The sequence below is a fragment of the Thermomicrobium sp. CFH 73360 genome (assembly GCF_023806465.1).
Lineage (GTDB): Bacteria > Chloroflexota > Chloroflexia > Thermomicrobiales > Thermomicrobiaceae > Thermomicrobium.
This window is the reverse complement of sequence record NZ_JAMSLS010000008.1, coordinates 15,594-40,488: the sequence shown is the minus strand read 5'-3', so window position 1 is coordinate 40,488 and position 24,895 is coordinate 15,594. Positions and strand designations below refer to the sequence as shown.

Sequence of the window (24,895 nt, the reverse complement as noted above, 5' to 3'; positions counted from 1 at the left end):
CACCATGCGGACTTTGGCTTCCCGTGGCCTTCAGGACAGACGCTGCTCCTTCTCGGCGCGCAGAAGGTCGAGTGTCTCCACCGCGTGACGCACATGTGGGATCACAATGCTTCCACCTACCATGAGTGCCACCTGCATGGCGTCAGTGAGTTCGCTCTCTGACCATCCGAGTTCCACGCAACGGTCTAGGTGATATTCGACACAATCGTTGCACCGTAGGACGAGCGAAGCCACTAGACCGAGGAGTTCCTTGGTCCGGGCATCGAGTGCTCCGTCCCGATACGTCGCGCTATCCAAGGCAAAGAAGCGGTTCATCTCCCGATGCCCCAACTCGCTGATTCGCTGGTTCATCCGAGCTCGGTAGGCTCGGAACCGTTCCAACCGGTTCTCACCACTCATCCCCAATTACCCCTTTCCTTCGCCGAGCTTCACTGGTACGACCGCGAGAGCAACCTTGTGACAAAGGGTGAACTTGTGTGAGTTCGTCGGCAATAACACTTCCATCGCCGCTCCCTAGACGCATGGGAGTCAGCCAAGCACTGACGACTCGCCCCTCTTCGCAGAGCCAGCTGGAGGCACGCGACGAGACGCAAGATCCTTGTTGCCCTGTCCGGCCGCTGACCCTCTTTGCGTCGACTCTCGCGAGAACGTTGTCCGTGTTGGCACATCGGAGCGTCAACCAACCAGAGAGGCAAGAACGGCCCAGCGATGCTTCCGGCTGGGCCGTCCTCCACAAGTACTCCGACGTCAAACCGTTTTGACCGCTTCCACGAGACGCTTGAGCGTTTCCTTTGCGTCTCCGAACAGCATGCGCGTCTGCGGCATGTGGAAGAGCTCGTTCTCCACACCGGCAAAGCCTGGACGCATGCTCCGCTTCAACACGAGAATGTTCTTTGCCTGATCAGCATTCAGAATCGGCATGCCGTAGAGGGGGCTGGAGGGATCCGTCCGCGCCGCTGGATTGACAACGTCATTTGCGCCCACAACGAGCGCGACATCTGCACGCTGGAATTCCTCGTTGATTTGCTCCATTTCGTACAACTTGTCATAGGGAATGTTGGCTTCAGCCAACAGCACATTCATATGTCCCGGCATACGACCAGCCACCGGGTGGATTGCAAACTTCACCCCAACGCCACGCTTTTCGAGTTCGTTAGCAAGCTCCGCAAGTTCGTGCTGCGCCTGTGCTACGGCCAACCCATAACCCGGAACAATAATGACGAGATTGGCATATGCAAGAAGTACTGCCGCATCGTCAACCGTGGTTTCGCGAATCGGTTTGGCTTCACCGACGGCCGCACCGGCCGCACGGGCACGGTACGCTCCGAAGAGCACATTGGCAAGTGAGCGGTTCATGGCGCGGCTCATCAAGATGGTGAGCAGCGAACCCGAAGCGCCCACCAGCGCACCCGCAACAACGAGGATCTGGTTCTCAAGGACAAACCCCGCGGCAGCAGCTGCCAGGCCAGTCATCGAGTTCAGAACCGAGATGACTACCGGCATATCGGCACCACCAACGGGGAGCACAAGCAAAATGCCAAAGAGGAGCGCCAGACCAAACATGATCCAGACGCTCGGGGTCGAGCCAGCGAACCCCAGTAACCAGATCCACATCGCCACAATTCCGGCCGCAACCGCGACATTGACGGGAATCTGCAGCGGGAAGCGCACCGGCCGCCCGGTCATCAGCTCTTGCAGTTTCAAGAATGCGATCACACTCCCGGTAAAAGCGATCGCTCCCACGGTGGTTCCGAAGGCGACGGATGCGCGCTCACCGCTGGTCACTGCGCCACTGGCGACAAAACGCTGAAACTCTGCAACCGCAACCAGTGCAGCAGTTGCGCCGCCCATGCCATTGAACAGCGCCACCATCTGTGGCATGGCCGTCATCGGAACCACGCGAGCCAAGTAGATCGACCCAGCGGCACCCACGACGGTACCGACAAGGATGACCGCGATATTGGCGGGTCGCCAATGAAGGTGTGGATCGAGTAAAGTCACGGCAACCGCAACGAGGAGTCCGGCCGCAACGAGTTGGTTACCGGAGCGCGCTGTGCGCGGCGAACTCAGCCGCTTGAGACCAAGGATGATTCCAATCGCACAGGCGAGATACGCAAGATCGATGATCGCGTCACGCAGGTTCTCGATCACCGCTGCCCCACCACTTCCTTCTCACGCACCGCAGCCGGCGCCGGCGCTTCCGCCGCCGTGGCCGCCGGCTCCTTCTTCTTGAACATCTCGAGCATCCGATCCGTGACGACAATTCCACCGAAGAGGTTGCCAGCTCCGAAGAGACAACCCAGGAGACCCAGCAAGAGCGTCAGCGTGTTCTCAGCCGTTCCCGCGACAAGGATCCCACCCAGCAAGACAATCCCATGGATAGCGTTCGTTCCAGACATGAGGGGTGTGTGAAGCAAGGTGGGAACACGAGAAATAACTTCAAAACCGAGAAAAATCGTGAGCATAAGGACATAGAGACCGAGCAGCAGTTCCTGATTCACCGCACTTCCTCCTTCAGTCGCTCGAGCGTTGGGCCGTGCAGGATCTGGCCATCCTTGGTCAGAACAACGCCCCGGGTGATTTCATCCTCGAAGTTCCACGCGAACTCGCCCTTCGGCGCAAGGTGCTCGAGCAAGGCAGCCACATTCCGCGCGTACATTTGACTTGCTGTGAACGCCATCTCGCTCGGGAGATTGAGCGGGCCCATGATCGTGACCCCATGGCGCACGATTGTCTCACCAGGTACGGTGAGTTCGCAGTTCCCCCCCATTTCCGCCGCAAGGTCCACGATCACTGACCGTGGCCGCATTTGGCGCACCGTCTCCTCACGGATCAGCAATGGGGCACGCCGCCCCGGGACGAGCGCCGTCGTGATCACCACATCTGCTTCCAGACAGTGGTTGTGGATCAGCTCCTGTTCTCGGCGCAGATGCTCTTCCGCGAGTTCTTTCGCGTACCCTCCGACCTCTTCAGTCGTCACGCCGAGTTCGAGGAACTTCGCCCCAAGGCTCTCCACCTGCTCTTTCACCACCGGCCGCGTGTCGAACGCTTCGACCAGCGCACCAAGACGCCGCGCCGTTGCGATCGCTTGCAGTCCTGCCACTCCAGCTCCGAGGACAAGCACTTTGGCAGGACGAATTGTTCCCGCCGCCGTCATCATCAGTGGGAAAAACTTCGGCAGCTCGTTCGCCGCGAGTAAAACAGCTTTGTACCCCGCAACCGTGCTCATCGACGACAAGGCGTCCATCGGCTGTGCCCGCGTAATACGCGGGATCGTATCCATACTGACCGCGATGACTCCCCGTTCTGCCAGCGCAACGACAAGCTCCGGTGCGATGAGTGGCTGGAGGAAACCGATGACGACTTGCCCTGAACGGAGCAGCTCGACTTCCTCCGGCAAGGGCCGTTGGACCTTCAGGACAATGTCGGTACGCTGGTACACATCAGGTCCTGTTTCGACGAGCTCCGCACCCGCTTCGGCGTACTCGTCGTCCGTAAATCCCGCGGCCAGCCCTGCTTCACGCTCAACCAAAACCCGAAACCCGAGTCGCCTGAACCGTTTCACCGTTTCAGGCGTCGCTGCCACCCGTCGCTCTCGGGGTACCCGTTCTCGGGGAATGCCAATGGTCCGAAGGGGATCGCTCGAAACCTGCTGCACCGCCGCCGCCCTTTCGTCGAGCACGTCCGCTACACGACCGCCCACGCTCTCTATATTGTCTTTTCTCGGGCTCGAGCCACAGCCCGAGTGGATACGCAGCATCTCAGCTAACTCTAGTCGCCCTCCGCCGAACCAGTCAAGGACCGTCCAGTATTGACGAACGAATGGACTTTTCCATAGAAGTTTTCCCTCTTGCTAGTCCCGGTGCTCTTCAGTCATCACAATTCGCTCACAGATGCCTGGCGTCTTCTTCTGCACCACCCTACCGTCTCACGCTCCACCTGTTCTTCCATCTCTACGTCTTCCGAATGAGATTTCGACCGTCCATCCAACGTCATCTGGCAGGAATACACCCGCAGGACGCTGCCTCTCTGGGACACGGCAACCCACCGTTCCATGTGCTCTAGAGCTTGACGTGCAACAGACTGGAGCAGTCGCTCAAGCTCCGCCGTGATTTGGTGAAGCGAAGACCGCCTCTCGGCTCCAGCCACTGGTCGCGCAGGGCACCCAACCGCGAGTGCATGATCTTTCTCGCTCATCGAGACCAGACACCCCTCACCCCGTTTTTTCACGAAGCACGCTGAGACAATGAACTCCTTCTCCGTTCCTCTCGCTCACCAAGCGACAGGCTTGTGCAAGACGCTCCCTGGGGCTGACGCCCGCTTCCTCTCGAACCTGGGGATCAGCAGGACCCGAGAGGATCGCAAGAGGCCTTTTCTGAGGAAGCGTCATTCTCCCTGCGTGCGAGACGAACTCTTTGTGGAAAAAGAGAACTCGGTTGCTCTTGCTCCTCGACGTCGATCTCCATAGGATCACAATTCGTGTCGTTTCGCGACACGCATGCGCAGCGGAGCTCGACTGGGGGGTAGACGATGACCGCGTGGCTGTGGACAACCGTACGATGGATCCATCTTGTGGCGATGGCGTTCTGGCTTGGTGGGCAACTTTTTCTCATCCTCGTCGTTCGACCCGCACTGCGCCGCGAGCTCGACCGTCGCCTGCAGACCACACTCACCGCCACGCTCGGGCGGCGCTTTTCACCACTCGCCTGGGTGAGTCTCGTACTCCTTATCGTGACGGGCTGGCTTACGGGTGAACACCGAGGCGTCGTCTGGAGCACACTCCTCGAACCAAGGAACACTTACGGCCGCATTCTGGCAACGAAAATGCTCCTCGTTGCACTCCTGCTCCTGCTCACACTGATGCATAGTCGCATCTTCGGTCCGCGTCTTGCCGCTCTTGCTCAATCGCGAGAGCCAGCGGACTGCCAGCGGTATCACCGCCTCCTCCGCCTTTCTCTTGTCGTCTCCGCACTCAACTTGCTTCTGACGCTTGCGATCGTGTTTCTCTCGGCACGACTCGTCGCCTAGCCCCACGGAGCTGGCTGGATCCGGAGCATCATGCCCTCAAAGTAACCCCATGAACGGACGAAATCCTCCCAAGCGAAGGCACGGTACTGACCATCGCCAGGATCCGCTACGTAGACTCGCTCTTCGTCGTAGCCGTACACGACTACGACGTGCTCCTGCGGTACGAGCACGAACTGCTCGCCCTCAAATTCCTCGACAAGCGGCGGTTGCACGGATGCCATGTTCGTTATCCAGACGACGACTGGACGTCCGGCGCGAAGTTCGCTCTTCAGAAGCTCGGTGTTCCCCTGCGCGTAGACGGCCTCGGCCTGAAAGCCGTAGCGTTGCAGCAAGGGAACCAAGGGTTCGGCATAGATGCCGTAATCGTCGGTGCCTCCAAATTGCCCATTCATATCACCCCGGAAACCACGGTGCGGATTCGGGTGACGCGGCATGTTCTCGATGAAGACCCACTCCGAAATCGGACGCCCCCAGTACGCCGTCACCATGCTCAAGGCGGCGGCTTCGCAGCTCAGCGGCAGCGACTGACGGTACGCCGGCACTCCCTGCAAACGAACAGTACTGCCTGCAGTTCGCGGGATGACTAACACCTGCCCGACCAGAATTCGGTTTGGATCCGACAGGCCATTGACGACGGCGAGCTCCCCGACTGGGACGCCAAATCGTTCTGCCAGCGCCGTCAGCGTATCACCCGGCTGCACGACGTAACGTCCAACTATCTCGTCGGGTTGCCCCGTGTCCTCCCGCTCTGGGATCTCCAGGGGCTGGCCGACCAGGATCCGATTGGGATCAGCCAGGCGATTGGCTGCGACCAGTGCAGCGACCGAGACACCATACCGTCGTGCAATCGCCGAGAGCGTCTCACCCGGTTGCACTCGGTGGATGCGTGCCCTGACAAGCTCTCGCTCTGGGATGACGAGCCGACTCCCAGCCCAGATGACATCCGGATTTACGATCTGATTCGTTACGACGATTTCCGCAATGGGAACACCATACCGAGCAGCAATCCCGCTCAGGGTCTCCCCCGGCTGTACCACATGGAATGTCGCTGCACTCACGCGCTGTGCCGCGAGGGTCGTGAGCGCCGCCAGAATTCCTGCTACGGCGCGCCGCGCCCGCGGTTTTTCCTGTCGAACTCGTCTGCCGAACCACCTTGCTGGTTCGGGCTCGACCGATGCTGCCAACTCAAGTTGTTGCCGCCGTCGCCAACGCTCGCGCTTGACGTAGTGCTCCACCAAGCTGCACGACACGGCATCCTCCTCCCGTGGACGTGCACGGACAGTGTGTACGTACACTATAGCGTTGCCGGCGCCAATCGCCAAGGGGACGCTGACTTCGCTCGCGCTCGAAGATGGCTCAGATCTCTCCCCTTGTGATGGATCAAGGGTGAAATAATGACTTCCTCGCCTCTGTCCTTCGTTTTTATCTCACGCCCCACCACGTCCAGGCAGCGGAGTGGCAACGGAAGCAACGGGAACTCCGTCCACTTCGCTTTGGAGCGAGCCGGTATTTCAGTTCGCAGACCGTCGGAGTACCCGTACGTCGTTCACACTGCCGACCACGACCGTATCCGCGAGGTGGAGGAAGAGCCCATGGTCGACGACACCTGGCAACCGCTTCACCAGTGCGTCCAACCGCTCAGGCTCCTCAATTTGCCCGAACTGCACGTCGAGTATTAGGTTTCCGTTGTCCGAGCGGTAGGGACGACCATTCGGTCGACGACGCAACGTCGGCTGCCCACCGAGTTCCTTGAGCCACTGGGCGCACCAGAACCACCCGAACGGCACTACCTCGACGGGGACAGGAGAGCGCGCGCCCAGGCAAGGCACCAGCTTCGTCTCGTCAACCACAATGACAAGACGCTGAGCGGCTCGAGCCACTAGCTTCTCGCGGACAAGCGCGCCTCCACGCCCCTTGAGGAGCGCCAACGACCGTTCTTCAACTTCGTCGGCCCCATCGATCGCCAGATCAACCCGGTCGACGGACTCTGGGTCACACAGTTTCAGCCCCATACGCCGCGCAAGAGCAGCCGTCCGACGTGACGTCGGCACACCGACAATGCGGAGCCCGGTGCGAACGCGCTCACCGAGCGCGCGCACCGCCAGCTCGGCTGTCGAGCCGGAGCCAAGACCAACCACCATGCCATCCTCGACCAGTGAGGCCGCATAGTGCGCAGCGCGTTCCTTCGCTCGCTCTTTTTGCACCGTCACGTCCGTTCCAAAAGCTCGATAGCCGAGGCGACGATCCGATCACTCGTCAAGCCATAGGCCCGAAGGAGGTCGTCCGGCGCACCTGATTCAGCATACGTATCGTCGAGATCGACGAATGCCATCGGAGAGGGATGATGCTGCGCCACCGTCATCGCCACGACACTTCCCAGCCCACCATAGTGGAGGTGTTCCTCGGCCACGACGATTCCGCGCGTCTCCCGGGCCGCCCCGACGACTGCCTGCACGTCAAGCGGGCGAACAGTGGCCATGTCCAGCACGCGTGCCTGGACACCGCGCGCCGCCAGCTCCTCGGCAGCATCGAGCGCAGCAGCCACCATCAGACCGTTCGCGATCAGTGTGATGTCGTTTCCCTCGCGAAGGCGAAATGCGCGGCCGATGACAAACTCGACCGACGGCTCGTAGATGACTGGTACCGGTGGACGACCCAGTCGCAGATAGGTCGGCCCCTCCCACGTGAGCATCGCTCGTGTCGCTGCTCGCGTTGCATGCTCGTCTGCTGGCACCAGCACCGCTACACCTGGCAGCGCGAGCGCAAGTGCCACGTCTTCGATCCCCATCTGTGAGGGGCCATCCTCGCCGATACTGATGCCGGCATGGCTGCCGACCAACTTCACGTTGAGCCGCGGAAATGCGACACCCATACGAATCTGATCAAATGCATTGCAGAGGAGAAAGCAGGCAAAGCTTGCAGCAACCACCCGCTTGCCGCTTGCTGCCAGACCGGAGGCAACTCCGACAAGATTCGATTCAGCGATGCCGACATTAAAGAAGCGTTCGGGAAATGCTTGAGCAAAATATTCTGTCCGCGTCGAATTGCTCACGTCACCATCGACAACAACAAGATCAGGAAACTCCCGACCGAGCTCGCGCAACGCCTCTCCGAATGCATCACGCGTGGCCTTGCCCAGCCGAAGTCCAGCTCGCGTCCCGAGATTCATGCTAGCTCCTCCAGTGCTCTTTCGAGCCGATCCCGCGGGACGGCACGGCCGTGCCAAGTGAAGTCGCGTTCGAGGAATGAGACTCCCTTACCCTTGACAGTATGGGCAATAATACAAGCCGGGCCATCGCGGTACACCTTCGCGAAACGCAACGCTTCGTGCACGGCAGCGAGATCGTGTCCGTCCACCTCGCTGACGTGCCACCCGAATGCGCGCCACTTCTCAACATAGCCCCGCGGATCAGTGATTGCAGAGACAGGAGCTGTCTGCTGATAGCCGTTGTGGTCGACGATTGCGACCAGGTTGTGCACGCGCCATTGGGCAGCCACCATCGCGGCTTCCCAGATTTGTCCCTCCTCAATCTCACCGTCACCAAGAAGGACAAACACATGGTAATCCCGACCGTCGAGCCGGGCCGCGACGGCATGACCCAGACCGAGCGACAACCCTTGGCCAAGACTACCGGTCGAGGCTTCCACCCCGGGAAGTCGACGCATGTTTGGATGGCCTTCCAACGGGCTACCGAGCCGACGCAGTGTCCGTAGGAGGTCTTTCGGAAAGAATCCCGCCTCGGCAAGAACGGCGTAGAGGATCGGGGCGGCGTGCCCCTTGGAAAGAATGAAGCGATCGCGATCCGGCCAGCGCGGCTGCCCCGGATCATAGCGGAGAATCCCGCCAAAATAGAGTGCGACAAGGATTTCGACCGCCGAAAACGAACTCGTCGGGTGCCCTGAACCCGCCTCAGTCGTCATGATGAGCACCTCGCGCCGCAGCTGCCGCGCGAGCGCTTCCAACCGAACCAAGTCTTCGGATTTCAGTCGTCCATCCAGCGCCGTCACTGATACCCCCAGCTCCCCGGTTACACGACACGCTCCCGATTGTAGCCCGAGCTCTCTTCACAACACCGTAACGAACATCGAACGAGCCATCGCGCGCCAGCAGTCACTCCGCGCCTCATGCCGGTCTACGCGGCCCAATCTCGATCCGATAGTCATGGAGCACGCAAAACCACTGTGCGGTAAGGTGCTTTCCCGCACTGTAACGTGGCCAGATGTTGCCCGAGTGCGTCCCCGCCTGCTTTGGCGCGCACTCACTCGTCTTGGGGCGTAAAACGCACCGACGAAACTCTCCCAATTGGCACAGTGACGAACAAGGTATCGCAGGAAGCGGCAACGCGCTGGTGGGGGAACACCGAAGTACAACGCTCAACTTGTCAACCGCGGGTCCAGTCTGCTAGATTGGCAGCAATGGCTCATGGAGGCGTTCGGACGCGGAGGTGGGTTTCGTGCGCGAACGGACGCGGGTGATCTCAAGGGTTGCCGTCGTGCTCACTCTCGCACTTCTCCTGCTTCCTCCTGTTCGTGCTCGTGCCGAGGTGTTCCTCAGTATTGGTCAGCCAGCTCGCGTCGCCGGGACAAACGGAGACGGACTCAACCTGCGCTCTGGACCCGGCTATAACTATGCAGTGCTCGTCGTCATGCCGGAAGGTACCACTGTCCAGCTTCTCGCTGGTCCCCAACGAGACAGTGCCGGAAATCACTGGTGGAACGTCCAGTGGGGAAGCTACAGGGGTTGGGCGCTTGCTGACTATTTGGCGCCCGCTGGCGCGCAAGCTCGACTGGGTTCGAGCTTGCAGCGGAAGGCGACATTCCGCATCTACGCACACCGGCTTGGCTTAGTAGGCGAGCGCACGGCAAACGGGCACGTGATTCAGCCCAACGACTTTTTTGTTACGCTCCCCTGTCGCTGCGCACTCTCCAGTAAGGGCGGCCAAGAGTTCCAGGTTCTGGTGGAATATCGTGGACGAAGTCTCGTCCTGCCAGTCTGGGACGTGGGTCCATGGAATGTTGACGACGACTTTTGGAACCCACCCGAGGTCCGCCGATGGAAAGGCCTGCCCCAGGGCATCCCGGCTGCACAGGCGGCGTACTTCGATGGCTACAACGGTGGCAAGGACGGCTGGGGGCGGGTCGTTGCCAGTCCCGCTGGTATGGACATCGCCGATGGGGCATTCGCAGCACTGGGCATGACCCAGTCAGACTGGGTCACGGTAACGTTCTTGTGGATGGTCGGCGATTCTCCCTCTCCCTTGCCTGCACCACCGACCGGATATGAGGACACGGTCACCGTCCATCCGGGAGAACGTCCGCCACTTGTTCCTGTTCCCCCTCAGGATCCCGCTCGGTATGTTCATTTCCCGGAAACCGGTCACAACGTACCACGTTTTCTGGTCGATGCCTGGGAACGTGGGGGCGGCTGGCAACGGTATGGGTTGCCGCTGAGTGAGTTCTTCCGCGAGGTGCAAATTGATGGCTCAGTGCGCTTTGTCCAGTATTTCGAGCGAGCAGTGCTCCTCTACGACGTTACTGCAAACACCGTTCGGGAACTTCCGATCGGATACTATGCGTCTGCTCCGTTCGAAGCGTGGCAGCCAATCGAGCCGTTCCCTGATTCCGATGACCGCCTGTACTTTGACGAGACTGGACACTCACTGAGCCACGGTTTCAAAGCATACTGGCTCGCTCACGGTGGCCGCGAGGTCTTTGGCCTGCCCATCACCGAAGAATTCCGAGTCGATCTCCCTGATGGACGTTGGTACGTGGCTCAGCTTTTCGAGCGTGCCCGGCTTGAGTGGTGGCCCGATCGAATCGGGCAGCCAGACGAAATCACGCGGGGCCGCCTTGTGGCTGAACTGATCGTTGCTAGTGGCTGGTGAAGCGTTGAACAGTGAAGGAGCGAGCAGCCGTCTTGCCGGTCGCGGCGGCGCTCCGTATACTTCCTGCCGAGTCCTTCGCCTCGGGCATAGGCACTCGGAAGAACGGCTTCCCTACCAGATGGACGGTCGTACTACGGCCCGGGCGGACGACGCAACACGCTGGGCGTCGCCCGAGTTCGGGCTATTTCTCGTCTCTGTGAGGTTCTCGATGCGCCGAATGCACGTTCTCCTCGTGCTCGCTATCGCCTTCAGTTGTGCGGTTTGGGCATTCAGAGACCCGGATGTCATCACGACCACACTCAGCCGCCTCTCGCCCACCGTCGCATTCATGTTGCTGGCACTCCTCGGGGCCAATGAGTTGATTAAGGGATTGCGCTGGGCGTGGTATCTGCGGGCTGCCCGCCTTCCGATAAGCCTTCTCGATGGCCTCACGAGCTATCTCGCCGCGCAGGCTGCCAGTGCGGTACCCGGCGGGGCGCTCCTCTCAGCACGTCTCGCGGAAGAACATGGTGATGGTCAGGTCCGCCTGCGACATACGACACCGCCACTCCTCGTCCAAGGACTTGGCGACCTCATCGCCGTCTCCCTCGTGGCAGCCACCGGGATCGCTCTCACCGCACAGTCAAGCCTGCAGCTTACGGTTCCTGTCGGAGGTGTCTTCGTTTCCGTCCTCGCCGTGGCAGCGATCCGCAGTGAACGCATCGCCTCGGCCTTGACTCAGGCACTTGGCAAGCGGCGGTTGACACGTCGCATCGTTCCGGCGGAAGAGGACGCACGCCGGACGTTGCTTCTGCTTTGCCGTCCGCACGCCCTGGGGCCTGGTATCGCCGCAAGCATCTTCTCCACCCTCATCGCTGTGGCGATTCTCCTTCTGCTCGCAGATGCCATGACGCTCCGTGGTCTCGGCCCCCACGAAGCCCTCTATGTCCATGGCATGACTATGCTGGCTCACCTGCTCCTACCGATCCCGAACGGGTTTGGCACAAGTGAACTGAGCCTCGTCGGCCTGCTCAACGTTGTCGGCATCGGCTTTGCACGAGCAACTGCCATCGCAGTCACGTACCGCACCTTGGGACTCGGCTTCCGAACCATGGTGGGGCTGCTCATTCTTGTCCTCCGCTACCATCACCTCCTCGTCGAGCTCCGGCGTCGCCCGGTCACCACCCCAACCTCGACCCCAGCGCTCGACTTTGCAGTTGAGGGTCAAGACTGAGCAGCTTGCCGTTTCGGCCCCTGCAGCCTACAGTTGCTCTTGACCACAACGATGAGCGGAGCGACTCGATGCGTCCCTTACTGGTCGTCCTGCATGAACGCGCACTGCACAGTTTGACCGCAGCGGCCCGATTTTGGGATCTGCCTAGTACGAGTGGGGCATCCGATCTCGTTGGTTCACTCTATCCATTGCTGACCGATCCCTGGCAACTTGCGCTCGGCCTGGAACGAATCGGCCCCTTGGCCTGGAAGACAGTCGCTTTGCTGGCGCGCCTTCGTACCGCGCTTCGCCCCACCGAGTTGGCAAGTGAACTTGGTGCTGACGAGTCCGCGGTTCTCCCCATTCTTCGCAAACTTTACAGTGCTGCCATTGTAGCGAGCCAATCGACAGATGACGGACCAACGCTCTATCTGCCCACCGAGCTCGCTCGCCTCGCCACCCGGCTCCAACATGAACGCGACTACCCACTTTCCGTCGAGGCCGGTATCAGTGAACTCCTGGACCGGCTCACTGACTACGAACTCTTGGAACTTGCCGAACGATACGGGATGCGGGTTCTGCCGACCGTGACGACTCGCGAGGAGGCTGCCGCCTATCTCACCACGCGACTCGCAGATCCTGCACTACAACGCGATATCCGCACCTCGCTCTCTCCGCGTGCACAGCAACTTCTCGACCGTCTGAGCAGTCACCAGCGACCGCTCCCTGTGTCCGTCCTGCTCGGCGAGCCACACTGGTCATTCGGCGAACTCCGGCGCACCATCGCAGAACTAGCTCGTTGGGGACTTGTCTGGCGCACAGAGGAAAGTGGGCGACTCTCTTTGCTCCTTCCGTTGTTACTGACCAGCGTGCGTGTCAAGCCCACTTGCCCGCAGCCGATCGATCTTGCCGAGTCGACGACACACTGGCTGCCAATAGTGACTCTTCTCGATCTCCTTTCGCTCCTGGCACGCGTTCATCGGGACAGCAACGCAGCAGGTTTAGCTGGCTCCGGTACCAAGGACGACAGTGCTCAAGCGGCCACTCATCGCTGGTTCCGCCACGAGCCCAGCGAACAAGCCTTATACGTCGAGTTCCTCCAGCGCATCGTTCGCGCACTCGGTCTGGTTGGGTCTGAGGGAACGGTCGACCGGGTGCGACATGCGAGTTGGCTCCACCTCTCGTTTCCTGAACAGGGACGGCAACTGTTCCGCGCCTGGCGCTTCACGTTGGATCCGGGACAGCGTGCCGAAGTAGACCGCATTCTCAGAACGCTTCGTTCCCTTACAATCGATACCTGGTATGAGTGGGCAGCGATCGTCGGTCATCGCCCGCTGTCCAGTAAGCCCGAATATCGTCACGAGCGCCTCGCGCGCGAACTCGATTGGGTGGGGGTTCTTGCGCGCGGTCAGACGACGGCGGGTATCCTCGCCGTTCGCGTAACGCCGTGGGGTGCTTGGCTCCTCGGGCTCCGAACCGACCCTCTGACACAGTCCGTCACCGCAAGCCTCAGTGCGAAGGGTTGTCCGCCAATAGAACTGGCGACACTCACCCCGGAGCTCGCTTGGCTTCTTCTGCGTCTTGGCGACCTACGCCAAACAGAGCGAGAACCCGGTTGGCAGGTAACCCCGCAGTCGGTCGCTCGCTACGTCGTTGCGGCAGTCCGGAGTGAGTCAGCGCCGCGAGCACCCGAGGAGCTCGGCCATGTGGTGCTGCGCACGCTCGAGGCAGCATACGGTCGCCCACTGCCACCGGTTTGGCGAGACACCCTCCTCACCTGGTTCGCACAGAGCCGACCGGCGTTAGCTCGTGCGGCACTTCACCTCCGTTTCAGCAGCAGCGAGGACCGCGAGCGTGCTCGCGCAGCCTTAGAGACCGCACGGTGGCACGTCGCCCCGCTCGGGCAATTCGATTTGCTCGTCGTCGACTTTGAGGCACGGCACCGAGCTCGGCTCGTATCGCTCCTTCGTCGCGCTGGTTTCGTGCTCGACTGGTCGACTGGGGCCAACGAACACAGCACACCGCGTTGCCCCTAACGTATGTCAACGCGGTGGCCGTGACCATACACGTCTCTACGATCCGCGCTCATGCGCTGATCGTTCTGCTCGGATGAAAACTAACGCTTGAGCGACAGCACTGGAGGGTTCGGGAGCGACCACGTTGGCAAGCGTCCGTCCATGCTCGTCGAACGCCACACAGGCGAACTCGCCGGCCGAATAGTCGAGGACGAATGAGGCGCACTCCTGCGCAAGTTGGGCCAGCAGCCGCTCCAACTTGGGAACCAGAACTTCCTCCTCAGGGACTGACTCGGTCGGCGCCATCACCAGCCGAACCGTGTCGGGATGACCATCTTTCGGAGCCACCCAATCACCTGGCTCGGGACGAAGTTCGGCGGTGAGCCAACGTCGGTAACGCTGGCAAAGGGAGACGTAGGATTGCGACGGAATGCGCATCGAACTTTTCCCCTCACACCTTGCACTGCACAAACACACACTTCACCCTTGACACAGGATGCCTTGCTGAGCATCCTACGTGTGGTTGTGAAGGCGCTCACAGATGCGGCGCCTCGACGACGGCAAGATCACGGTGGATACTCGCGCCACAAAGATCCGCTGTGGTCTTTGGAGGGAAGCGACAGGCCGAGCTCCCCGCTCGGGCGACGTGGAGGAGCGGAGATGACACCGGCAAATGTGACGGCAGAGCAATGGCAGCAGATCAGCCAAACGCTGATCTGGTTCTGGGCCTTTCTCGCCTGCGTGGTCGCGTTCGCCGCGAATATGCTTGTAGCCTACGCCATCATCCCCTCGTTGATTTCGACCCGTGATCTCCCAGCAAAGGTCGGCGCTATTCGTCCCATCCTCTTCGCTCTCGCCGCGCTCTTCTTTCTCGCCGCGCTTTACGCTTTCGTGAACATTGTCAACGGGATCCAGGTTCTGTATGAGATCTGGCCGCACCGCTGGATCTAAGCCACGGTGTGCCGAATCGCCTGCGTTGTCGGCGGGTTTGGTTGAGGAACGGAGCCGAGAGGATGCGGTACATCCGATTGATCTTGTTCGTGTTGGTCGTGCTGGTTGTCATGGCAATTCCGCTTGCTCTGGTACTGGCACGCACGTATTTCCTGTCCCCAACGGCTCAGCCGGTCAAGGCACAGCCGATCCAGTTTCCGCACTCCGTCCACGTCCAAGCTCTTGGTCTTGACTGTACCTACTGCCACCGCAATGCCACCACCTCCGCTCAGGCGACACTTCCACCACTCGAACTGTGCATGCAGTGCCACAAGATCGTCCCGACGCAGGGACGCCCAGAACTTGAGAAACTTGTCGCGGCCTTTCAGCAGGACCAACCCATTCTGTGGAACAAGGTGCATCAGCTTCCTGACCACACCCACTTCGTGCACTCGGTACATCTCAGTTTCGGATTCCAGTGCTCGACGTGCCACGGCGACGTTGGTGCTATGGGCAAGCCTGGGGTCAAGCAGGTACGTGACCTCCGCATGGGTGACTGCATTACGTGTCACCAGCAGAACGGAGCACGGACTGACTGTTCGGTGTGCCATTACTAGTTCGACAGAGACTGTCTCGGTGTGAGGAGGCAGACGTTGGAGAAGGGCATGCGGCGACGAGATTTCCTGAAGGTCGCAGCAACTTCCGCGACGGGCGCCGTCCTTTTCGCTGGCTGTGGTCGCATCGGGGACGGTGTGCCGGAAACCGAATTCAAGATCGCACAGCCGGTCTATACCCCGAACGATTGGGCTTTCGGTCGCGATGCCTGGTTCGCGACCGCCGCGCCGCCAGATCAGGGGGGGTACGGCCTCATCGTCCGGGTATTCGAGGGGCGCGCGAAGAAGGTCGACGGAAACCCTGACTTTCCTGGAGTTCGGGGTAAGAGCGACGCGCGCGCTCAGGCGCTCGTTCAGGAGCTCTATCACCCGGATCGCCTTGCCGGACCACAGCGTGCGACCACACGCGGCAGTGGGCAGTTCCAGCCGATCGGTTGGGACAGTGCACTACAGCAGGTCGCCCAGATCCTCCGCGATGCAGGCGGTCAGCGCGCTGTTCTCATCACCACTCGGCCGAGCAGCTTGCAGGCGGCAATCATTGCGGCATTCCAGCGTGTGACGGGAATACGGCATGCCATTTTGGAACCTGACGAGCTGGTCGTGCTGCGTTCAGCTGTGCGCCGGCTCTTTGGCGTCAGCACGCTGCCGATCCCAGATCTCGCGAATGCGTCCTTCCTTTTGAACTTCGGCGCCGAGTTTCTCCACGGTTGGATCGCGCCGGTCCAACTCGCACGAGCCTACGGAGAGTTTCGGCAGGGGCGTCCAGGTCAGCGTGGCCTCTATTACCATGTGGGGCCGCGTCTTTCCGCGACAGCAGCCAACGCTGACCGGTGGTTCCCGATCGTGCCAGGTACCGAAGGGCTCATTGCTCTCGCCATTGCCAACGTCCTCCTCACTGAGGGTGCCGTGCCACGTGATCGATTCGCCCCATACTTCGCCGCACTCGGCCTCGACGAGGCACGATTAACCAACGACTACAGTCCCGAGCGGGTCGCCACGACGAGCGGACTGACCGCGGAGCAAATCCGCGAACTGGCGCACGCGTTGGTCGAGCACGAGCCTGCAGTCGTCATCGCCGGGACGAACGCTGCAGCATCGACGAATGGTCTCTTCAACCTGGTCGCTACTCTGGGTCTCAATCTTCTTCTCGACTCATTGAACCAGCCGGGAGGGCTGCTGCTGAATCCGGAGCCTCCGCTTCCCGAACTCCGCATTGCGGACGACGCGATCCTGACGCAGAGACAGTGGGCTGAGCTCTTCCAACAGATCCAGTCGGGCGCGATTAGCACGGTTCTCGTCTACCGTGCAAACCCGGTCTACGCCCTTCCGCCAGCGACCGGTGCCGCGGAAGCCCTGCGCGCGGCTCAGCACGTCGTGAGCTTCTCCCCCTTTGTGGATGAAACGACGCAACTCGCGGATATCGTGCTACCCGACCAAGCCTGGCTGGAACAGTGGGGGCTCGAGGTTCCCGACCCAGGCCCTGGCTTTGCTGCGGTTGCCGTCCGCCAGCCCGTCGTCCAACCGTTCGTCGATGCCCACGCCTTCGGTGACGTTCTCATCCAGCTGGCTACGCAGCTTGGCCAGCCGCTCCCCTGGGCGTCCCAAGAAGAGGCGACAAAGACGCTCGCTCTCCAGCTTCGCCGACTTGGGAGGGGCAATATCCAGGCAGCGGACGACAAGCAATTCCTCGTCACCCTCCAAGCTCAGGGCGGATGGTGGGACGAGCAGTCGCGCGGCAGCGGTACTGTGCCGAGCTCTCCCGTTGTGCAGCCTCGCGAGCCGTCTTTCGCTGGGGACAGTGCTCAGTTTCCCTATCTCCTTGTTCCCTACCCGCTCCCCGCGATCGGCTATGGAGAGCTCGCGCATTTGCCGTGGCTCCAAGCGTTGCCGGAACCAGTTAGCACCAACGTCTGGCAGAGTTGGGTGGAGGTCGCTCAACGGACAGCCGACGAACTCGGCCTCTCGACCGGCGACGTCGTTCGTCTGATTACTCCGCAGGCAACTGTCGAGCTTCCGGTGTACGTCAACCCGGCGGGTCAACCAGGCCTCGTTGCGATCCCATTCGGGCAGGGTCATACCGCTCTCGGCCGCTATGCCGAAGGCCGAGGCGTCAACCCACTCACACTTGCCGCACCTGAGAATGATGGTGATGCCGGTACGCTGGCCTGGTGCGCGACGCGTTGTCGGATTGAGAAGACGGGACGGCGCGCACGACTGGCTCGATTCGAGGGTATGGTGCCAGCGTTCCAATTGGAGGAGTTCCCGATCGTGCGCGTCATGGCTCCGTCGGCGTGAACGCGTCAAGCGGGCAAAGGAAGAGGGACGGTACGCATGCCACGCTGGGGAATGGTGATCGACCTCGATCGATGTATCGGCTGCGGTGCCTGCGTCGTCGCCTGTCAGGCAGAGAACAATGTTCCCATCAATACCGAAGACGTCTATCACCAACGCCGTGCTATCGCCTGGATTCGCCTTGAGCGCTATTGGGAGGGCGAGTTTCCCAACGTCAAGGCTCGCTACATCCCGGTGCCGTGCATGCAGTGCACCAACGCCCCGTGTGAGCCGGTTTGTCCGGTTTATGCCACTTATCACACGACTGAAGGCATCAACATGCAGGTGTACAACCGCTGCATCGGCACTCGCTATTGTTCAATCAACTGCCACTGGCATGTCCGGTTTTTCAACTTCTGGGAGCCCAAGTGGCCCGATTCACTTAAGAACCAGCTCAATCCTGACGTGACAGTGCGTAGCCGTGGTGTGATGGAGAAGTGCAACTTCTGCGTGCACCGGATCGTCAAAGCCGAGCAGAAGGCGAAAGTGGAAGGGCGTGCTTTGCGAACCGACGAGGTGACAACGGCATGCGCGCAGGCATGCCCCACCAACGCGATCGTCTTCGGCGACCTGGACGATCCGAACAGCGCCGTGAGCCAGCTCCTTGCGCAAGCTGAGAAAGAGCATCGCGTGTACCGGCTCCTAGAAGACCTTGGCACCGATCCAAAGGTGTACTACCTCAAGAAGATTGATATCGAGGCAACCACGGCACCGGCAGGTGCCCACTGATTGGCACAGACTGAAATGAGGTGAGGGCAAATGGCGACGCACGGTCACGCGCACGGACACGAACTCCAGCGAACCTGGGAGCTCACACCGTCCGACGTCCTTGGGAGCGCGCTCGGCTGGCTCCGAGAGGTCGGACGGCGCCTACGCACACCCCTCCTCATTTGTCTCCTCCTGTTCGTCGTCGGGATCATTGCGATCGTAGTAATACCCCTGCGGCAGGGGTTCGCGAACCGACAAGCCTGGACGTACGTCGCTGCAGCATTTCTGTACTTGATGTCGACTGCAGCCGCGGCGCCGGCTCTCTCCACGGCACTCCGGGTGGCACGCAGTCACTGGCGTCGACCAGTCAACCGGGCGGCGGAGATCTGGGGTGTGACACTCATCATTCCCTTCTTGCTGTATCTCCTCTTGCTCCCAACCTTTCCCGGCACCGAGGACCGGCTCTCGATCTGGTTCGGCTGGCCACTCTCGCCGTGGCTCTGGGGAGCCATTTTGATGCTCACACTCACTGGGGCCGGCTATCTGTTCGCCTGGTTCAGTAGCTTGCCGGATCTCGCTATCGTGCGAGACCACGGCGCGCCGGCGCAGCGCGGCCTGGCGGCCTGGCTAAGCCGTGGTTGGATCGGCTCTCACCTGCAATGGCGCTTCTATGAAAAGGTTGTGAACAATATCGGTGTCCTGTACGTGCTGATCTACGTCGCGGCTATGACCGTCCTTGCTTCCGACTTCATCATTGCGCTTATCCCCGGCTACTTCACTGCCGTTTTCCCGGCGTACTTTACGATTACTTCGTTTCAAGCGGGAATCGCCTTAACCATCGTCACAATGGCGGTGTTGCGGCGTTGGGGAGGCCAGACCGACTACTTGGGACGTGAACAGTTCTGGGCACTCGGCAAGCTCCTTCTCGCCTTTTCACTGCTGTGGTTCTACTTCTGGTGGTCAGAGTTCATCATTTTCTGGTATGGTCGAACCCCCCGTGAGATTGAGATCTTGAAGCTTCTCATGGCTGAAACCTATCGATGGCCCTTCATTCTCTCGTTCGCCTTGAACTTCGCCTTGCCACTCCTCATCCTGATGTGGAACCCCATTCGGCGCAGTATCACTGGCCCAACAGTCGTAGGGGCCATCGTCCTCGTCGGGAACCTCATCGATCGCATCCGACTCACCTCCGCTGCATTTTCTCAACCTGATAGCGCTTTACTTGGCCATGCTCACGAACTCAAAACCCTTCCCGCTGCCTACATCCCGGGGATTGGTGACATCCTCATACTCGTTGGCATGATTGCCGGAGCCTTAGCACTCATTTTCTGGGCAGCGCGCTACCTTCCCTTCCCGTCAGTCGCAGAGGTGGCCGGCGGCCTTTGGTTGCGTGCCCACAAGCCCTTTAAACACGCACGCCTCATCGTCATTGGGAAGCCAGAATGATCGCTCACGGTTGAGTGCAGGAGAGCAAGGCAGGGGGAAATACGATGCAAGAGCGTCATCGGCTCGGTGAAGAGGAAATTACGCGAGAACTCCTGCGACCGCTTGTCACAACGACCCCGATGATGTGGGTTGGGTTCATCGGCCTGGGCGCCGTACTCGCCATCTTTGTGTTCGCAGTGAGCTGGATGTTCTACTGGGGCCTCGGCGTCACTGGCCTCCAACGCCCGAACATGTGGGGCTTCATGATCGTCAACTTCGTGTTCTGGATCGGTATTAGTCACGCCGGCGTGATGATTTCGGCAATTCTTCGTCTCACTCAAGCAGAGTGGCGCCGACCGGTCACTCGCGCCGCCGAGGTAATGACAATCTTTAGCCTCATGACGGCGATGCTCCACCCTGTTATCCACACCGGCCGTCCCTGGCGGACCCTTTACTGGGTCTTCCCTTACGACTTCTGGCGTAACCTCTGGCCGGACGTCCGTGGCCCGCTCGTCTGGGATCCGAGCGCGATCTTGACATACCTCACCGGTTCGACGCTTTTCCTCTACACGACGATGATCCCCGACATGGCACTCGCCCGCGACCGCACCACCGGCTGGCGTAAGGTGCTGTACACCATTCTCGCTCTGGGATGGCGTGGGAACGAACGCCAGTGGAAGATGCAGACGATTGCTGGATTCCTGCTTTCCGGTCTCATCTTGCCGGTTTTCGTCTCCGTCCACTCCATCGTGTCCTGGGACTTCGCTGTTTCGCTGGTTCCAACCTGGCATGCGACAGTTTTCGCACCGTACTTCGTTATCGGAGCTATTCACTCTGGTGTCTCCGCGGTTGTCACGCTTATGGCATTGATGCGCTGGTTGTTCCGGTTCGATCATTACATCCGGCTCGAGCACTTCGACGCGATCGGCCGGCTCCTTATCGCCGTCGGAACCGGCTGGCTCTGGTTCTTCCTCCTCGACATCTTCTTCGCGATCTATCCCCAGGAACCACGCGAGACAGAGATCATGACTTTCCGCCTCTTTGAGTGGCCATTCAATGTCTTCACTGCTCTCATCTTTATCTTCGGCTACTTCATCCCAGTTCCCATCTGGATCTTCCAGCGCTTCCGCCGCAACGTGAAGATTATGTTCTGGACCTCGATCCTCGTGAATGTTGGCATGTGGGCCGAACGCTACTGGCTTATTAAGCCCGGACTCATGCGAAAGTATGAATTTACCTTTGATTGGAACTGGTACCGGCCGTCGATCGTTGAGATCAGCATCGTCCTTGGGTCCTTCGCGTTGGTCGGATTCCTCTTGCTCGTGTTCTCCAAGATCTTCCCACCGATCTCGGTTTGGGAGGAGAAAGAAGGACAGCACTTCGCACAGCAGCTGCAAGTGGGTAAGCGCGTGGTCAACGCGATCGTGCGGGAGTTCTAAGTCGGCGGGCAGGCAAGGGAAAGCGAGGCGACAATGGCCATTCGTGAAGTTCTCGGACTCTACCGCGATCTCGATTCGGCAGTGGCGGCAGCCGATGCGCTCCGCGAGGCTGGGTTCAGCCGGAACGAATTCGAGGTGCTCTCCAACGCACCGTACCCTGAGGGGACCTTCGGTGAAGAGTCTGGTATTCACCGACTCTTCGTCTTCCCCCTCATCGGAGCGGCCTGCGGTTTCGCTGCTGGTCTTCTCATTACTGGCGGCACGCAGCTCTCCTTCCCTCTCATGACTGGAGGGAAACCACTCCTGTCCATTCCTCCGATGATCATCATCATGTACGAGGGCACGATGCTCGGTGCCCTCATCTTCACGGTACTCGGCGTGCTCTTTGAATCGCGCCTTCCTTGGATCGGTCGCGCACTCTACGATCCGCGCATTACGCAGGGATACATCGGAATCCTAGTCCGCACCGCACCGGAGCGCGAAGCGCGCGCCATCGAAGCCCTCCGCAAGGCAAATCCTGAGGACATCCTCACCGAGGGTAGCAAGGCCGGGCAACAGCCGGCACGGGGCTAACGGGGTGAGAGGGAGACAGAATGATGTGGCAGTTCTTCAGCTCACGTCTGAGCCGCCGTTTCCTACTCGGAGTGCTGGCAGGTTCGCTGCTCACCATTCTCGGCAGTGCTTGTGTCTCGAGCAACACCTATCCTATTGACTTTTTTAGCGAAATGCATTATCAGAACTCGTTCCGTGCCCAGGAGCCGCCCCGACTTGACATCCCTGCTGGGGTTGTTCCGATCACTGGCGGGGAGCCGCAGTACACCTTCGAAGAAGCGCGCAATCTCCAGAATCCCCTGGCCAACGATCCTCAAGCTGCGGCTCGTGGGCAACAACTCTTCCAGGTTAACTGTGTCGCCTGCCACGGTCCGCAAGGGGATGGTAAGGGACCACTCGCGGTGTACTGGGGCCTCGTGCAGGGCGCCGTACCGCCAGCCAACCTTAAGGATCCGGCAGTCGTCGCCCGCACCGATGGAGAGTTGTACTGGATCCTGACCAATGGCTACACCTCACCCCAGCACCAGACCCAATATCCCGGTGGCCTAACGAACATGCCCGGGTTCGGCAAGTTGCTCACTCCCGAGCAGCGTTGGGCGCTGGTCAGCTACATCCGTCAGCTCCAACAGCAGCCATAAGTTCACCCTCAGAGACCGCACCTCCGTCGGACGCCCAGCCGTTCACGGCTGGGCGTCGCATACTCTCGAACTCCGTGGCACAGTGCGCATTCCTCACCGCATCGCGGTGCCAGTCCCATTCCAGCCCCTCGTGCGCTGTTTCACGCCCTTTCTCGACTCGAACAGTGTCGACATCCCCTACCATCCATGGCAGCACCGCTGTGACCTCAACCCCTTTGCTACGCACAGTACGCCCCCTCGCACCGCGGATAACGTCAGCGCTGTCCGGGAGGAAGACTGCCGGCAGGAAAAGAGTCCGTTCCCCAAACATCCACAGCTTGCAGCAGCATAGTCCCCCACTGCCACATCTTTGACCACACTGGAGCCCCTTTACCGTCCAACCACCCCCACCTGCACTCGATGAAGGACGAGCGAATGGAGAACAGAGTGGTCCGAACTCGTCCCATGATGCCCGTGAGCAACGCAGTAACGCGGAGCCACCACGCTCTTGCAAACCGCTGCGTTGTCAGCGACGATGCCATATAGCTGAAGGTGGCACTCGATCCACAAGGAGGATAAGATGACGAGACCGGACTACGACGCGATTGTCATTGGCTCTGGCCACAATGGCCTCATCGCAGCTGGTTATCTGGCCCGCGCCGGCAAGCGCGTGCTTGTGCTCGAACGGCGTTCCATCATCGGCGGCGCGACCGTGACCGAGGAGCACTTTCCTGGATACCGGCTCTCAACTTGCTCCTATGTTTGCAGCTTACTCTTGCCAGAAGTAGTCCGTGATCTCGAGCTCCCAAAGTACGGTTATGAGGTGCGTCCCTTCGATCCACAATACTTCGTCCCCTTCCCAGACGGCCGCTCTCTCATGGTTTTCCTGGACGAACGCCGCACACGCGAGGAACTCCGGAAGTTCTCTCGTCGCGACGCTGAGCGCTGGGACGAATACTGGGCAATGTGGAACCGCATGATCGCCCGTTTCCGTCCGTTCCTCCTGCGACCTGCTCCAACGCTGGCTGAACTCGAGCAGGCGTTCCAGGGACCAGAAGGACTCGAGGATCTCCGCACTCTCTTAATGAAGAGCATCGCTGAGGTGCTTGATTTGTTCTTTGAAAGTGAAGAAATCAAGGCCCCTCTGTGCACGGGCGGAGTCATTGGTGTGAACCTCGGCCCCAAGTCACCGGGCACCGCTTATGTGAAGTTTCACCATTTGCTCGGTAATCTCAACGGCCATCAAGGAGCTTGGGGTTTTGTCCGCGGCGGGATGGGTACGATCGCCGAAGCCCTCGCCGGCTTTTGTCGCGATCACGGTGTCAGCATCCTCACGGACGCCGAAGTGGCGGAGATCGACGTTATCGACGGCAGAGCGCGAGGTGTGCGACTTGTCGATGGCCGCCGCTTCACCGCCCGCGCGATTCTCTCCAATGCTGACCCGCAGCGGACATTCCTCCGCTTGGTACCCGCCCACCATCTGCCAGCGTCGTTCCGCGACGCGATCGCGCGGATGAAAGTCAAGGGGTCAGTGGTGAAAGTCCTCCTCGGCCTCAACCAGCTGCCGAATTTCCGTTGCTACCCCGGTACGGAGGTTGGACCGCAGCATACGGGCGGCATCGTGATCAACCCATCGATCGATTATCTCGAGCGGGCCTGGGAGGACTGCAAGCATGGACGTCCCTCGGCACGTCCGTTCATGGATTGCTATATCCAATCCGCCACGGAGGATGGCCTCGCCCCTCCAGGCAAGCATGTCATGTCGCTCTACGTGCAGTACGCCCCGTACGATCTGGCAGAAGGTAGCTGGGAAGAGCGAAAAGACGAAATTGGGCGGAACATCATCGATACCCTTGCCGAATACGCGCCAAACATCTGGGACGCTATCGACTACATGACCGTCCTCGGGCCACGCGATATCGAAGAGATTATCGGTATCACCGGTGGGAACATTTTCCACGGCGAAATAACGCCCGACCAGATGTTCGCTTTTCGCCCTGCACCAGGCTTTTCGGGCTATGAATCACCCATTGAAAGGCTCTACTTGTGTGGCTCCGGGGCCTGGCCAGGTGGTGCTGTCTTCGGCGCACCGGGTCGAAACTGCGCGCTCCAAGTCATCGCTGACCTTGAGCACCGCGCGGGTTGATCCCCGCGGTGCT

General features: G+C 60.3%; 22 protein-coding genes. 13 read left to right on the top strand and 9 right to left on the bottom strand.

Translation table 11 applies throughout. The features are described from left to right. Nucleotides 1–30: 30 nt before the first annotated feature. The 4 genes from NET03_RS11930 to NET03_RS11915 all read right to left on the bottom strand — a co-directional run bounded on the left by NET03_RS11930 (nt 31) and on the right by NET03_RS11915 (nt 3,658). Nucleotides 31–399, bottom strand: a complete 369-nt coding sequence (locus tag NET03_RS11930) for a carboxymuconolactone decarboxylase family protein (RefSeq protein ID WP_252129152.1) — start codon at nt 397–399, stop codon at nt 31–33. Between the two features lie 348 nt (nt 400–747). Beyond that, nucleotides 748–2,151, bottom strand: a complete 1,404-nt coding sequence (locus NET03_RS11925) for an NAD(P)(+) transhydrogenase (Re/Si-specific) subunit beta (RefSeq protein WP_252129151.1) — start codon at nt 2,149–2,151, stop codon at nt 748–750. Next, entirely contained in the window at nt 2,148–2,501 is a 354-nt protein-coding gene (locus tag NET03_RS11920; RefSeq protein ID WP_252129150.1) for an NAD(P) transhydrogenase subunit alpha part 2, read from the bottom strand. Before NET03_RS11920 ends, NET03_RS11925 begins: the two co-directional genes overlap by 4 nt. Further along, nucleotides 2,498–3,658, bottom strand: a complete 1,161-nt coding sequence (locus NET03_RS11915) for a Re/Si-specific NAD(P)(+) transhydrogenase subunit alpha (protein WP_252129149.1) — start codon at nt 3,656–3,658, stop codon at nt 2,498–2,500. Before NET03_RS11915 ends, NET03_RS11920 begins: the two co-directional genes overlap by 4 nt. Nucleotides 3,659–4,530: 872 nt before the next feature. Here NET03_RS11915 and NET03_RS11910 point away from each other — a divergent pair. Further along, complete coding sequence (locus NET03_RS11910) at nt 4,531–5,028, top strand: DUF4149 domain-containing protein (protein ID WP_252129148.1); 498 nt, start codon at nt 4,531–4,533, stop codon at nt 5,026–5,028. On the opposite strand, the gene NET03_RS11905 is transcribed toward NET03_RS11910, so the two are convergent. The 4 genes from NET03_RS11905 to NET03_RS11890 all read right to left on the bottom strand — a co-directional run bounded on the left by NET03_RS11905 (nt 5,025) and on the right by NET03_RS11890 (nt 9,036). Next, nucleotides 5,025–6,278, bottom strand: a complete 1,254-nt coding sequence (locus NET03_RS11905) for a LysM peptidoglycan-binding domain-containing protein (protein WP_252129147.1) — start codon at nt 6,276–6,278, stop codon at nt 5,025–5,027. The two genes, NET03_RS11910 and NET03_RS11905, sit on opposite strands and share 4 nt — an antisense overlap. Nucleotides 6,279–6,539: 261 nt before the next feature. Then, on the bottom strand, nt 6,540–7,232 hold the full coding sequence (rpiA, locus tag NET03_RS11900) for a ribose-5-phosphate isomerase RpiA (protein ID WP_252129146.1): 693 nt from the start codon (nt 7,230–7,232) through the stop codon (nt 6,540–6,542). Nucleotides 7,233–7,234: 2 nt separating this feature from the next. After that, a complete protein-coding gene (locus tag NET03_RS11895; RefSeq protein ID WP_252129145.1) occupies nt 7,235–8,197 on the bottom strand; it encodes a transketolase family protein in 963 nt (320 codons plus the stop codon). After that, on the bottom strand, nt 8,194–9,036 hold the full coding sequence (locus NET03_RS11890; RefSeq protein ID WP_252129144.1) for a transketolase: 843 nt from the start codon (nt 9,034–9,036) through the stop codon (nt 8,194–8,196). Before NET03_RS11890 ends, NET03_RS11895 begins: the two co-directional genes overlap by 4 nt. Nucleotides 9,037–9,482: 446 nt before the next feature. Between NET03_RS11890 and NET03_RS11885 the strand changes: the two genes are divergently transcribed. The 3 genes from NET03_RS11885 (at nt 9,483) to NET03_RS11875 (ending at nt 14,141) form a co-directional block, all read left to right on the top strand. Next, a complete protein-coding gene (locus tag NET03_RS11885) occupies nt 9,483–10,913 on the top strand; it encodes an SH3 domain-containing protein (protein WP_252129143.1) in 1,431 nt (476 codons plus the stop codon). Nucleotides 10,914–11,121: 208 nt separating this feature from the next. Beyond that, complete coding sequence (locus NET03_RS11880) at nt 11,122–12,126, top strand: lysylphosphatidylglycerol synthase transmembrane domain-containing protein (RefSeq protein WP_252129142.1); 1,005 nt, start codon at nt 11,122–11,124, stop codon at nt 12,124–12,126. Between the two features lie 68 nt (nt 12,127–12,194). Beyond that, nucleotides 12,195–14,141 carry a hypothetical protein gene (locus NET03_RS11875; protein ID WP_252129141.1) on the top strand — a complete coding sequence of 649 codons (1,947 nt, stop codon included), beginning with the start codon at nt 12,195–12,197 and terminating at the stop codon, nt 14,139–14,141. Between the two features lie 36 nt (nt 14,142–14,177). Here NET03_RS11875 and NET03_RS11870 read toward each other — a convergent pair whose 3' ends face one another. After that, complete coding sequence (locus tag NET03_RS11870) at nt 14,178–14,558, bottom strand: hypothetical protein (RefSeq protein WP_252129140.1); 381 nt, start codon at nt 14,556–14,558, stop codon at nt 14,178–14,180. Nucleotides 14,559–14,780: 222 nt separating this feature from the next. On the opposite strand from NET03_RS11870, the gene NET03_RS11865 reads away from it, so the two are divergent. The 9 genes from NET03_RS11865 to NET03_RS11825 all read left to right on the top strand — a co-directional run bounded on the left by NET03_RS11865 (nt 14,781) and on the right by NET03_RS11825 (nt 24,882). Continuing rightward, nucleotides 14,781–15,071 carry a hypothetical protein gene (locus tag NET03_RS11865; RefSeq protein ID WP_252129139.1) on the top strand — a complete coding sequence of 97 codons (291 nt, stop codon included), beginning with the start codon at nt 14,781–14,783 and terminating at the stop codon, nt 15,069–15,071. 62 nt (nt 15,072–15,133) lie between these two features. Next, nucleotides 15,134–15,667, top strand: coding sequence for a cytochrome c3 family protein (locus NET03_RS11860; protein ID WP_252129138.1), 534 nt, complete (start codon nt 15,134–15,136; stop codon nt 15,665–15,667). A gap of 48 nt (nt 15,668–15,715) precedes the next feature. Further along, a complete protein-coding gene (locus tag NET03_RS11855; protein WP_252129137.1) occupies nt 15,716–17,959 on the top strand; it encodes a molybdopterin-containing oxidoreductase family protein in 2,244 nt (747 codons plus the stop codon). Between the two features lie 36 nt (nt 17,960–17,995). Then, nucleotides 17,996–18,724, top strand: coding sequence for a 4Fe-4S dicluster domain-containing protein (locus NET03_RS11850; protein ID WP_252129136.1), 729 nt, complete (start codon nt 17,996–17,998; stop codon nt 18,722–18,724). 30 nt (nt 18,725–18,754) lie between these two features. Next, nucleotides 18,755–20,149 (top strand): hypothetical protein, encoded by a 1,395-nt coding sequence (locus NET03_RS11845; protein ID WP_252129135.1) that lies wholly within the window; start codon nt 18,755–18,757, stop codon nt 20,147–20,149. A 44-nt stretch (nt 20,150–20,193) separates the two neighbouring features. Further along, nucleotides 20,194–21,567 carry an NrfD/PsrC family molybdoenzyme membrane anchor subunit gene (gene nrfD / locus NET03_RS11840; protein WP_252129134.1) on the top strand — a complete coding sequence of 458 codons (1,374 nt, stop codon included), beginning with the start codon at nt 20,194–20,196 and terminating at the stop codon, nt 21,565–21,567. Nucleotides 21,568–21,600: 33 nt separating this feature from the next. Next, the gene (locus NET03_RS11835; RefSeq protein ID WP_252129133.1) at nt 21,601–22,140 is read left to right on the top strand and encodes a DUF3341 domain-containing protein; all 540 of its coding nucleotides are present in this window, start codon (nt 21,601–21,603) and stop codon (nt 22,138–22,140) included. Between the two features lie 20 nt (nt 22,141–22,160). Next, a complete protein-coding gene (locus tag NET03_RS11830) occupies nt 22,161–22,757 on the top strand; it encodes a c-type cytochrome (protein WP_252129132.1) in 597 nt (198 codons plus the stop codon). A gap of 559 nt (nt 22,758–23,316) precedes the next feature. After that, entirely contained in the window at nt 23,317–24,882 is a 1,566-nt protein-coding gene (locus NET03_RS11825) for a phytoene desaturase family protein (RefSeq protein WP_252129131.1), read from the top strand. The last annotated feature ends 13 nt before the right edge of the window (nt 24,883–24,895 follow it).